Here is a 12,294-nt window from a genome sequence, read left to right as displayed (position 1 = left end):
AACCACCGTCCACTTACGAACCAGATCGGCACCGATGCCTTAGTCGCCGTGATTTGCTGTCTGATTAGGCGCTACTTCGATCACCGGGGGCCGCTTGCTCTCTAGGGCAGTGACATGTCCGCTTGTGGCCGTTCTACGCCGGTCGTCACTACAGCGTGTGCTGGTCAAGTCGAATGCAAACGGTTGATCAGTACGAATGCAATTGACTGGTCAGTGACAATGCAAATGGTCAGGTCCATGCAATTACGCAGGCTCACATTAAAGACCGACGAACGACCATCCGGCCATGGAAAACCACCGACCACCAAAGTCTTCCAGCGCTACCGATTGGCGCAAGAGTCACCCCCAAAATACTGTTGACCGCTAGCAGAACGAGCGCTAAACCAGAACCGTACAAACGCTGTCCTCGACAGCACCCAGGTAGCCAGAACCTTTGAGGCTACGCCACATCGTGGTGGTTCTCCCCGAAGTGCGATTAGCGTCCGGCGGCTCGCACGGTCACAGCGATGTGATGGATGCCCACTTTTCCAGAATGCCCACTGCGGCAACTCATGCCCCCTCCTGGCTGCTCTGCAGCAACTTATCCGCTTGGCCATTTCTTGCGCCAACCTTTTGCCCGTCTCTTTGCCCCCTAAAGAGACGGGCGCTCCTACCACTGCTGCAGCCCTGCTCGCATGGGCCTTTGCGGCTTTCCCCCTCGTGACAATTGGCGTGACAAACACCGAATGCTCACTCGCCACAGCGATGCCGATGATGGTGCCGCAGCCCAAAGAATGGACTGCACCTGACTGACAGTCAGGCACGCCCTGGTCATCGCCTCACTGCCTTCTCCCGACTCAGGATCTCGCGGCGCCGGTCTCGTCAGCCAGCGCAGCCTCCACCCGCCCACCGCTATCGGTGTTCAGGAGGCCTGATCATGAGATGCCCAAGCTCCCGGCCGTAAGGAGCCGTCAGTCCCGCGTGAGTGGACAAACCTCACAGGTCGCAGGGGCCTTGATCCCTGATAACACTCAACAACCGTGGCGGGATGAGTGAGGACGACGTCGATAATCTCAGGAGAATAGCGATGCAACTGTGCGAAGCGTTCGAGCCACCACAACCATTGCTGGAATACCAACAGGCGCCACTGCCCTACCCGGTCGATGCACTCGGGGAACTGTTGGGCCCTGCGGTCGAACGACTGGCCGAGGTGATCGGCGTGCCCTGCGCCATGGCTGCACAATCAGTGTTGGCCAGCGCTGCTCTGGTGAGTCAGGGTCATGCCAATGTCCAATTGGATGGCCGAACCTATCCGCTGTCCCTCTACCTACTGACGGTGGCGTCCTCAGGTGATCGCAAAAGCGCGGTGGACCATCTGGCACTGAAGGCTGCGCGTGACTGGGAACGACAGCAGTGGACCCTGTATGCGGAAAAGCTCAAAGCCTATCGCGCCGCTACCAGCATCATGGCCAAACCCAAAACCTCAAAGAAACACGCGGAGGCGGAAGACGGTGAGCTATCCGAGCCGGTACCGCCAAGACTGATCATTGCCGAACCCACCATTGAGGCTCTGGTCAAAAGCCTGTGCCATGGTTTGCCCAGCATGGGCTTGTTCAATGATGAAGGTGGCCAGTTCTTGGGCAGCAGCACCATGAGCAAAGAGAACCTGCTTAAGGCGATCACCACCTTGTCGACACTGTGGGATGGCAGCCCGATTGACCGGGCGCGCTCCATGGCCTGAGAAAGCCTGCGAGCCTATGACCGTCGCCTCTGCCTGCACCTGATGCTGCAACCCTACCTAGCCAACCAGCTGTTCAAAGACCCGGTGATCAATGGCCAAGGCATCCTCGGCCGCTGCCTGATCAGTTGGCCCGAGCGCCTGGCCGGCCAGCGACTCTACAAGGCAATCGACCTGACCCGAGATGCCAAAGTCCAGCGCTACCAACAGCGGATCACCGCCATGCTGCAAAAGCCCTGGTCGCTTCACCAGGATGGATCACTCAATCCCGCCACGCTGGAGCTGACTCCCCGTGCCCGTCGTGCCTGGATTGATATTCACGACACCATCGAGTGCCAGTCTGGCGAGTTCGGCGAGCTTGCCGGCGTCCAGCCTGTCGCGAGCAAGGCCGCGGCGAATGTACTGCGTATCGCGGGCGTGTTGGCCATGGTTGAAGAGGCCAGTATGTTGGAGGAAGCACACATCCAGCGTGCCTCCACGCTGATGGATTACTACCTGGCCGAGATTCAGCGCCTGACCGAACAGGAGCCGGTCAATAGCCGACGCGAGGAATCGGATCGGCTGCTGCGCTGGCTGGTGCAGAAAGGCTGGACCCACTTCACCGTCCGCGACGTCAATCGTAACGGTCCTCGTTTTGCCCGAAAAAGTGCTGACCATACCGCCTCTTTATTCGTCGAGTTGATTACTCATCGCTGGCTGAGCAGCCGCGATGGAAGAACCTTCGAGGTCCGTCATGTTCCGCCTCAATGACGCGGTGCGCCGCTACCAAGCGCAACATCAACCGCCGCCAGAATCACGACGTGTCGCCGCTTCTGTCGCCACCCTGTCGCCACGCCCCAGGCCAGAAACGACGCGGGTTGTCGCCACTGTCGCCGCTGTCGCCACACCACCACTTGATCCTGCCTACCTCGTCCTGCTGATGGAACAACTGCGTGAGGAAGGGGCACTGCTGCTGCACTACAAAAATGCCCTCTTGATCCGCCCGACACACTGGCAGCAGCTGGACCGGCTCAGCCTCCACTGGAAAGCCCTGCTGCTCTTTCTGCAAACAAACGAAAACGGTGATGACGATGGCACTGGTCGGTCGGCGTGAGGGTCGCAACTTTGGCTATGGCCGCCAGCTGAGCTACGCCGGCCCACAAGCGCTAAAGGATCTGTTTGCCGGTGGCCACTTCGCCACGGTCAAAGCGCATAGCGATCGCTGGCAAGCGTTCGTGCGTTGGTGTCGGTCAGAGAATGGCCCCGGTTACAACGATGCGCGCCAGATCGATCGACGGACGCTACAAGACTACGCCGCGTATCTGCGCCAGCAGATCCAGCAAGGTGAACTCTGCATCGCTACCGCGCAGAACCGCCTGAGCAGCGTCAACCGTACCCTCGCTGCGCTACGCGGTGATCAGGACGTGAGGATCGCCAGCCCGAGCCAGGCGTTAGGTCAGCAGCGCTCGAGCGTACGCACCCGCGCGCCGGATGGCCAAGACCGCCAGCAGCTGCAGCGAGTGCTTGAGAGGCTGGGCGAACAGCAACACGACCGAGTGGCAGCGATAGTCCTGTTAGCTCGAGCAACCGGCATGCGCCTGCGCGAAGCAATCCTGGCTGACCTGCGACGCTTGCAACACGAAGCCGAACACTTAGGCCGCATCAACATCCAGGACGGCACCAAAGGCGGTCGCTCAGGGGCTTCAGCACCGCGATGGATAGTGGCCACTCAAGAGGTGAAAACAGCGCTGCAATTGGCTAGAGATGCGTCGCCGCCCGGTAGCCGCAACTTGCTTGCCCGAGACGAAAGCTATGCCGCATTCTTGCAACAGACCGTGCGCCCCGTCCGCGAAATCCTGCACGAACAGGGGCTGAAGGGCTTTCATGAACTGCGAGCGGCCTACGCCTGCGAGCGTTACGAACAGCTCACTGGCCACACCGCACCGGTCAATGGTGGTCACTGCTATCGCCTTGACCGCGACCTTGATCAACAGTCGCGCCAACAGATCAGCGTTGAACTCGGGCATAACCGGATCGATGTGGTGTCGGCCTACATTGGAGGTCGAGCATGAACAAGCCCTTCGACATAGCCCTGTTCCTGAGTGGTGTACTGACCGGCTCGAAGGCCGCCCAGCAACGCCACCTACGGCAAGCCCGAACCATGCAAGCGGCCATTCAACAGCGATGGCAGCGGGACAATCCCTGGTCCTGGCAGCCTAAGCATTTGCGCTGGTTTCTGAACCAGCACCTGAAAGATCACTCCGACGCCACCCGGTATTACTATCGACTCACCGCCCAGTTGATCTGGAAACGATTGGGAAGATGACCGGGAAATGCTGATGGGTCGCTTGAGCAGTCGCAGGTAGGACTCCAGACTCAGCGTGGACATCATCTCGTTGCTGAAACTGTTCGACGAACACTGCCGAAATGGCAAAAAAAACGTCGACTTTAGTGAAAAAAGTCAGGGTCGATTTCACGATAGAAACGTACGCGTCTGAGACTGAAATATGTCTTTCACGCAGGGTTAAAGGCCGAAGATTTGACGTGGCAGCATCAGAAGAAGGCGTTTTCACACTTTTTCAAGAACCACGACTTAGATTGAATGACGTGATCAGCGCGTGAATCGATCCCGTCTTGTAAAATCTAGGCTACGGCTTCGTCAACAATATAGACTGCAGATGTTAAGACTTAGCTCGCACAATCACAGCTGCGAAGTTTGAAAATGGTGTGTGATGCAGATTTCCTTACCAGCTGATTTCACATCATGTAAATCGATTTTATGCTCTTTGCAGGAGCGTCGATACCAATAACATTATGATCATAAGGAAGTGTCGTGTCGTCAGTGCCAAGGCAAAAGAGTAACAACTTCATATTTTTTCCTCTCGACCAAGGCGAAAGAGCGAGCCATATGACGGTGAGCCAACTGTTGCCTCGCACTGTGTACGAGAACTTGGCGCAGATGCTGAAAGAATCGTTGCCTGATCTGGGGAGCGTAATGGATCACGACGACAAAGAGCGCTTTGTCCGTGACCGCGGCCATATGACAATCTTTCTAGATGGCGACCGTGGTACAGGAAAGACAACCGTCATCGTCAACCTGCCACAGTATCTAGAAGCCGCCGGCGTGCGCGAGCGCTATGAAGGCTTAGCCGAGGCGGTGCATGTCCTAAAGCCTATCGATCCTTCACAGCTTGAAGATGGCGACGACTTGTTCCTTAACGTCGTCGTAGCAGCTGTGCTTGGGGATGAACAAATCAAGGCGCAGAGGGATGAAAAACCCGATCTTTGGCAAGCTCTGCACGAGAGCCTTCTGGAGCTTGGGAGCGCTCTGCAGGGGAAGGAGACGCAGAGCGACGGCGTAGGCCTCGACCGATTGCGAGCGTTCATGGGCACACAAGATCTGGTGGGCGCCGTTCACGACTTCTTCCTCAAAGCTGCGCAATTACTCGGCAAGCGCTTACTAGTGCTTCCAATCGATGACGTTGATACGACATTACATCGTGCTTTCGAGAATTTGGAAGTGGTACGGCGTTACCTAGTCAGTCCAGTGCTGTTGCCCATCGTTTGCGGAGATCTCAGCCTTTATCAGGAGGTAACGTGGCGCGATACGTTCCGACGACTGACTGTGGACGTCGTCCACTATCATGAACAGGCGAAGCCGCTTGCTGAGAACTTGGCACATGAATATCTGCGTAAGATCCTCCCGCTGCATAGACGATTGAGCATGCCACAGGTGGGAGAGTTCCTCGGCAACTACAACGTTTTGTTGGGCTCTGAGAACCGTTCTGAAGGCATACCTCGCCTAGCATTGCCCGAATTGGATTCATGGTTGAGGGCTCTATTGGAGGGGGCTGTCAATAACAACGAAAACAGTCGACTCCGCATTCCCATCTTGACAGTCAGGGCATTGTCGCAGCTGCTGTCCAGAGTACGAACTAACATTCCTGCTCTTGAAAAGGCGTTTTTCAATGAGACGACTCCGCTGCCAGAGACCGATCTTATGCGGCGTATTTCATTTACAAGGCGTGGTCGAATCCCTGCGCGCCGCTATAGCGATAAGTTAGAGCCCTCCGCGCCCCCCGCTTCCCCAACAGAGTCAAACCAAGTGTCGTTGGAACAATGGCAGTCGGCGCTGCTTAATCACTTCATGTTCGAACCTACCGCTGGTGCAGTTTGTCTCGTCTTGCTGGCGAGGCAGCACTGGCATGAAGAGAAGGAGGGATCGATATTCGATACGCCGCTGTTTCAACCGTTGCAACAGACCGCTCGCCCTGAACTGAGGTATATCGCGACGAGAGCGAATCTCAACTGGCAAGCGGACTTGGATGGACGGCTTCCCGAATCGTGGGTGAGCACACTGAAAGACCAAGCTATTCTTCCGTTCGCTACCCCCGAAGCTGGCCGCGCAGTGGTAGCCGCATCCTGGGAATTCAAAAATGAGGCGACTGACTCTCAATCTGCTGCAAGCAGGCGGGTTCTGATTGATCTAATCACGCATCGTAATTTCTATAGTACGAGCAAGCGCGCTATTTTGATCTGCAGTGGACGTGTGCTCGAGTTGGTTGTGACAAGTCTTATCCGAGATGTATCGAGCGTTGATGTCAATCGCATCCTAGCTGACGCTCCCTTTCACAGCGCTGTACGTGTTGCGGCGACTAAAGCCGTGCAGTTCTCGCTGTATGAGATTGAGTCATCCGATTTCGACACTGATGAGGAGTCCATCTTGTCCACACGACATGGTGCAGGTGACCTTGGCACACGAAGCAGAAATGCCGCGATCCAGGAGATTGCGAGCGCTATAAATGACTGGAGGAGTAGCGTTCAGGCTAACCGTCTGGCAAGTTCGCCATGGCTGATTTATTGCGCGTTGAACAAAGCATTCAATCAGTCGCCAATGTTCACTCGCCCCTTGTCAGTGAATGAACAGCCAAGGGCAGAGTTGCTAAGCGATGTCGCTGCGTCTGGACTTTCTGCGTTCAATTCATTCTGGGCCGCGCTGGCCAGTTTTGAGAAAGGACCGTTATTTGACCTTGGCTCTGAAGTCTCAAACGTGAACCTGCTGAATCGCCGGGGCGATTTCACACGCAATGACTTGTTCACGCAGAACATCAAGCCGCTGGTCGAGATGGGGGATGCTTCGGTATCTGGAGAAAATGTAATCTCGGTTACCTGGGCACTGGATAAGCACCCACTGCGTTTGCGACTGCAGGAACTCTTCGGCTTCGCAAAAGAGCGTGAAGATTCGACGGTGAACGAGGTCGAAGCTGTAGACAGTCGTGTTTATCTATTGCAAGCGCTGGGCCTCCCGACCAATCAGCGCCGATTGACTGTTCAATCTATCAAAAAGGCGCTGACACGCAACGTCCCTGCGGGTGTCACTCCCAAGCAATTTGGTGAGGCTATTTTGCGCCGAGTATACGATCTCTATCGAGACATTAGTCCTCTAAAGACGTTGCGTCGAGCCATCGACGAACTGGGCGAGGAGAAGTCGGAGGCAGGAGACTCCTGATGCTTGTTCGCTCCATGCAAGAGCGAGCACTTGGTGCGCTGCTCGGCAGTGAAGGGACTGCCAACGTACTTTATAAACACCTGGTTGACTGGTGGCAGACACAAGTCTGTGTGGGCCCTACGCCAATCAATCTGGATTCCCTGCGCAAAACGCTGCAGGACGCGATAGAGGCAGATATCAATGCGCGAACCGGAAACCGCCACCGTTTGAACGAGGTTCAACGCGTTAGTCAGGACCTTTGCGAATCGCTATTCCTCGATAGAGGGGAAAGTCCAATCATTGATGAGTCGATTGATGCGTTACTGGTATGGGATAGAGATGCAAAAACCCTGCATTTTCGGGAAGAGCAGGTTCAGCGCTATGCGCAGACACTATCGGAACTCGACCCTACGGTCCTTGTGACGCGATATCTGGCAAATCGGGCGACACAGGCGAATTGGTCGAAGCAAGATCTTCAGGAAATTGTCATTCGATTAAAGACATTGTTCGTTGGGCCGAAATTTTTTTCAGAGGCCTTTGCAGAAGGGCATGTGCACTTGGGCGGCATCGCTGGAGAGGAGCTTGTCCTGGCGCAACTCGTTCTGGGCCATCAATGGCCAGCAAAGTTTCAGGTGTCTGAACTGCACGTTGGCCGCCTACGGCGTATCCGCCGTATGCTTATGGCGTTAACCGACAACTGGGGAAGTCAGCGCAGAGAAACCACCCAGCAAGAGATTGTGCTATTGAGTGCAGTTTCCGACGATGCTCAACTGGTACCCCGTAATCCGGCCATAGACTGGGGCTTTCTTTTGCGTGGACTGTCTAAAGATGGTGAGGTTGATCACGCAAGATCACCTTCGGTTGATGAGGCTAGCGAGTCGGCCACCGACAGATGGCTGCTCATACAATTGGCCGCCGAAGCAGATAAACATAACCTTCAACAAGCGTGGATCTGGCTGTTCTTCCTTCTGTGGCGAACTTATCAACGTAAGTCGATCAAACCCTCAACACGTATTGCCGTCCTGCTTGTAGTCGCTGACATCATGGTGCTTCGCCGTCAAATGATCATGAACGGAAGTGGCTTAAGGCGATTCACTGACCAGTTTTTTTCTGCGTTGCGCATTGATGCTGCATCACATGGTCCGTGGGAAAAAACAGCGCAGCATGAGGCAGCTAGGAGGCTCTTCGCCCGACACGGTGACAAGGCTGAAATTAAGCTTCATATGGATAGGCTGAGTAAAGGCGATACCATGGCAGCCTTCGCACAAAACGTGAGTGCGCACATGGAGATGCTCGCCCGTAGTAAGTCTCAAGCCTCCGTGGTTGATGCTCGAATGAACCATGCTGATCCGCGCAGTCATTGGCATATCTGTGCGAACTTTAATCGGGCGAAAAAATCTTCTCGAAGTACGCTCTGGCGTGAAGCCAAAGCGCTAAACGCGGTGCTGCACTCGGTGCCTCGCTGGAACCTAGCACCACCCGAAGATTTTTTGAAAGGTCAGCCCGAACATACTGTACATCCGACAGAGATCATCCGTGGCCTTGATGTTGTCGGAGATGAAACTCAATGGTCAACTGAGCGATTCGCACCGATGCTACGTTGGCTCCGTGCGCGAACGCAATCGTCCAGACTGCGAGGTGGGATCGACAACTTCGTAGTGCCCACAACGAAACTCCATCTCAGTATTCATGCCGGAGAAGACTATGCGCATCCGTTGTCTGGTTTACGTCATGTTGACGAAACTGTTCGGTTTTGCCATATGCGAAGGGGGGACCGACTAGGCCACGCGCTAGCCTTGGGAATTGCACCGGACGAATGGCTGAAAAAACATGGTGAGGTGTTGCTGTCAGTTGACGAGCACTTTGACAACCTTGTTTGGGCATGGCGAGAGGCGGGAAAGCTAAAAGCGCTGAAAGAGGCGCAATGCGCACAGCCCAGGCTTGAAAAGCGAATCGCCCGGATGCTGCGGTATGTGTCGTGGTATCCATGGAAAGAGGGAATGCCCGAGCCAACGAAGGAAGACATCATGCGCTTATATATGGCGTGGAAACTTCGTAGGAATTGTGCGTACAAGGCACTGTCGGAGATTAGTAACACAGGGATTGCTGAACCTGAGCTGATCGTTGCTGCACCTGAGCTATCGAAACTTCGCGAGTATCTCAAGAAACCATCGATTCATACATCGGAAGGACTTTATGCCCTGCGAGCTCATCTCGAAGCAAACTCGCCAACAGCTCCGAGGAAGAAGGCAGCTCAAGTGCGCCTGACCGTGCTTCCGCACGGCCATCTCACACGCAGGCAGGCGTTGATGGAGTCACAGCCGCTTGAGTCGCCTCATGGGAGTCAACGCAGGTCGGTCATATACCTTTACGATCATGATGATCCCAACGATCTGCGTTTCATGCTTGCCATGCAAGACATCTGCCTCGAGCGCTATTCACGCTTAGGATTGTCAATCGAGACCAATCCCAGCTCTAACGTCTATATTGGTCAGTTGGAAACTCATAGTGACCACCCGATCTATCGTTGGAATCCTCTAAACCCAGCAGATTTGGAACCAGGTGGGCAGTACAATCAGTTCAGCCTTCGTAAGCGCTCGATGCCGGTGACGATCAATACGGACGACCCGGGCCTAATTCCGACCACCCTGCGGATGGAGCATCACCTGATACATGAAGCAGCGATTGACCATGGCCACTCGAAGGAGATGGCAGACAATTGGATTGAGCAAATACGTCAGCAGGGGATGGCCAACTTTGATAGAGCGCATTAACCGAAATGGGCATGCTATTAGAGTTCGCGTAAGGCACAGTGCTGTTCGACATTACTTGAAGTTTTCGTAGTATTCTAAACACATATGACAGGCTGCTTTAGGGGAATTCTGTAGAGAGCACTAGACTGGCCTGACTACCCATCCCACGAGCGGTACAAAAGCCAAATTTGAGCCTCGAGCATGCTGCGCGAAATACACTTTTCAGTCTCAGACGCGTACGTTTCTATCGTGAAATCGACGCTGACTTTTCAACAGAGTCAGCCGATTTCGGCCTGTCGCTGACGCCAGCTATGGGAAGTTCACTGCCAAGAATAGTTACGAAACATACGGATCATCGAATGCAGAACAGGGGTCAAGTGGAGACCTGTATTCCAGATGGTATTCCAACCAAAAATAAAATTTTATATTTATATTATAAATCAATAGCTTGCTGAGCGAATTCAGATTACCCCGGCCCACCAACTCAACGAAAAAAGACGTCCACGGACGTCTTTTTTTGTGCCTGGAATTCCATAAGCACGGAGGGTCTTGGCTAGGGCGACGACAGTTGCGGCGTCAGTCGCCAAATTCGCTTGGCACTACGAGTCAGTCAGCCTTCAATTACTTCCAACCGCTGCTTCAGCCGCTCATTCACAGATGCCCCGTGCACCCCAGAGTGGATCTCACGATGACAACTCGGGCACACAGCCCCCACATAACGTGGGTGATCTAACCCGCCATCCGAGAGCCGGTTTACATGATGTGGCTCTAAGTAGGGTGTGCCGTCCTTTTTTATGAATGGCGCCGGCTTCTCACAGCTTTCGCACTCCCCTTGGGCGCGCATCAGAACATAGTGGGCGACCTTTCGGCTTCGTTGGTAAATCTTACGTGGCGCGGACTGGCCTACTTCATCACTACCGGGCTTACATGCAGCCAGCGCAGCCAATCGAGCGGCGGCCAGAGAGTCGGGAAGGTCAGCCTCATCCTCCACTTCGGCCTGCATGGTCCCACTAGAAATACCCGAAGGCACCAACCGAAAAACAAGCGCAGCACGATCCTGTCCGTCCACATCCGGCTGGGTTCTCGTAAACATGTCGGCGCATGAAAACTCGCCCATGTAGGCGTAGCCATTCCCTTTACCGAGAGACTTGAACAAGTACAGCGCGCGGCCGTCCACAGCATGCTCAGCAATGGCCCGATTGCCGCGGGTCAAGGTCATCGGCCCGCGTTGCCCCTCCCCCGTGTAAAAGTAAGCGCCCCCTTCCCAGTGGTCGGCATACCCATATTGCTCGCCGCTTTCACCTGTAAACAAAAAAATCGCGGGGTGGGTAGCGGACGCCGCAATGCCGCTCTGCTGGCTTCCGCCGAACAGTCCGTTGATCTCAGTTTTGCGGTCGTATACAGCTTCCGGCGTGAACTGTAACTCTGGCTCACCCTCCCCTCGCGGTAGCTCCACAATCGTGAAGCCTCGCTTCTCTAGGAAGCTGTTGGTCGGACGACCACCGGAGAACTCTCCTACAGCAATGCCGGTAGCCAGGGAGACTATTTTCTTCGCAGGATACAGCTCACCGCCGACGTTAACGGCATAACGGTGGGCCAGATTATTTTCCCAGCCCTGCCACTCGCTCTTACTTCGGTATTCACGGTCAAATTCCAGCAAAGCTTTGCCTATTCGTTCCTTCGAAACCGCTTTTATCGCCACGAGTCACGCCCTTTGTCGCCGTAGGTTGTAGGAAAACTCCTATCGTCGCCAAAGTGCACCAGGGTTTCAACACGTAACAGGGCGAACAACCATTATCTTTGGGGGCTGATGCTCGATCGTGGCCATTTGGCTGATGCATCAGTACTTTTCTCAAACTTGCGGCCAAGCCCCTAAGCGCGGCGTTTACCGCGTGAATACCTCAACACTTCCTCCCCCCCTCCCGCCCATCCCCAAACACCCGCTCCTCCTGCTCCCGCAACTCCTGCGTCAACTCCTCCCCAAAATCCTCCATCTCAAACACCTGCCGAATCTCTATCTCAGCCTCAGTCCCCGGCATCGGATTCGGGCAACGCTTAACCCACTCAACCGCCTCCTCTTTCGACTTCACCTGCCACAGCCAATACCCGGCAATCAGCTCCTTGGTCTCGGCAAACGGCCCATCGATAACTGTGTGCGTGTCCCCCCTAAAGCGCACCCGTGCGCCTTTGCTGCTGGGGTGCAGGCCTTCGCCGGCGAGGAGGATGCCGGCTTTGAGCAGTTCTTCGTTGTAATTGCCCATCTCGGTCAACAGTGCTTCGCTGGGCATTTTGCCGGCTTCGGAATCCTGGCTGGCTTTGATGATGATCATGAATCGCATGGCGGTTGCTCCTTTGGA

General features: G+C 55.0%; 7 protein-coding genes and 1 pseudogene. 6 read left to right on the top strand and 2 right to left on the bottom strand.

The features are described 5' to 3' along the window. The first annotated feature begins 1,066 nt into the window (after positions 1–1,066). The 6 genes and pseudogenes from PspS04_RS03545 to rdrB all read left to right on the top strand — a co-directional run bounded on the left by PspS04_RS03545 (position 1,067) and on the right by rdrB (position 9,958). Positions 1,067–2,467 (top strand): annotated as a pseudogene (locus PspS04_RS03545) (YfjI family protein). Further along, positions 2,451–2,810 carry a hypothetical protein gene (locus tag PspS04_RS03540; RefSeq protein ID WP_070413333.1) on the top strand — a complete coding sequence of 120 codons (360 nt, stop codon included), beginning with the start codon at positions 2,451–2,453 and terminating at the stop codon, positions 2,808–2,810. The pseudogene PspS04_RS03545 and the gene PspS04_RS03540 overlap by 17 nt, the downstream one beginning before the upstream one ends. Beyond that, positions 2,788–3,768, top strand: coding sequence for an integrase domain-containing protein (locus PspS04_RS03535; protein WP_159998730.1), 981 nt, complete (start codon positions 2,788–2,790; stop codon positions 3,766–3,768). Before PspS04_RS03540 ends, PspS04_RS03535 begins: the two co-directional genes overlap by 23 nt. Next, entirely contained in the window at positions 3,765–4,022 is a 258-nt protein-coding gene (locus PspS04_RS03530) for a hypothetical protein (RefSeq protein ID WP_109521557.1), read from the top strand. Before PspS04_RS03535 ends, PspS04_RS03530 begins: the two co-directional genes overlap by 4 nt. A 507-nt stretch (positions 4,023–4,529) precedes the next feature. Continuing rightward, positions 4,530–7,205: an antiviral RADAR system adenosine triphosphatase RdrA gene (rdrA, locus tag PspS04_RS03525; RefSeq protein WP_335929829.1), complete on the top strand. Its 2,676-nt coding sequence runs from the start codon at positions 4,530–4,532 to the stop codon at positions 7,203–7,205. Further along, positions 7,205–9,958: an antiviral RADAR system adenosine deaminase RdrB gene (gene rdrB, locus PspS04_RS03520; protein ID WP_159993678.1), complete on the top strand. Its 2,754-nt coding sequence runs from the start codon at positions 7,205–7,207 to the stop codon at positions 9,956–9,958. The genes rdrA and rdrB overlap by 1 nt, the downstream gene beginning before the upstream one ends. 589 nt (positions 9,959–10,547) lie before the next feature. Here rdrB and PspS04_RS03515 read toward each other — a convergent pair. Continuing rightward, entirely contained in the window at positions 10,548–11,639 is a 1,092-nt protein-coding gene (locus PspS04_RS03515; RefSeq protein WP_159993676.1) for an HNH endonuclease, read from the bottom strand. A 199-nt stretch (positions 11,640–11,838) separates the two neighbouring features. Continuing rightward, complete coding sequence (locus PspS04_RS03510) at positions 11,839–12,276, bottom strand: YciI family protein (RefSeq protein WP_159993674.1); 438 nt, start codon at positions 12,274–12,276, stop codon at positions 11,839–11,841. Positions 12,277–12,294: the final 18 nt, after the last annotated feature.

Source organism: Pseudomonas sp. S04 (assembly GCF_009834545.1).
Classification (GTDB): Bacteria; Pseudomonadota; Gammaproteobacteria; order Pseudomonadales; family Pseudomonadaceae; genus Aquipseudomonas.
The sequence above is the reverse complement of the archived record's forward strand: the minus strand, read 5'-3'. Positions and strand labels throughout refer to the sequence as shown.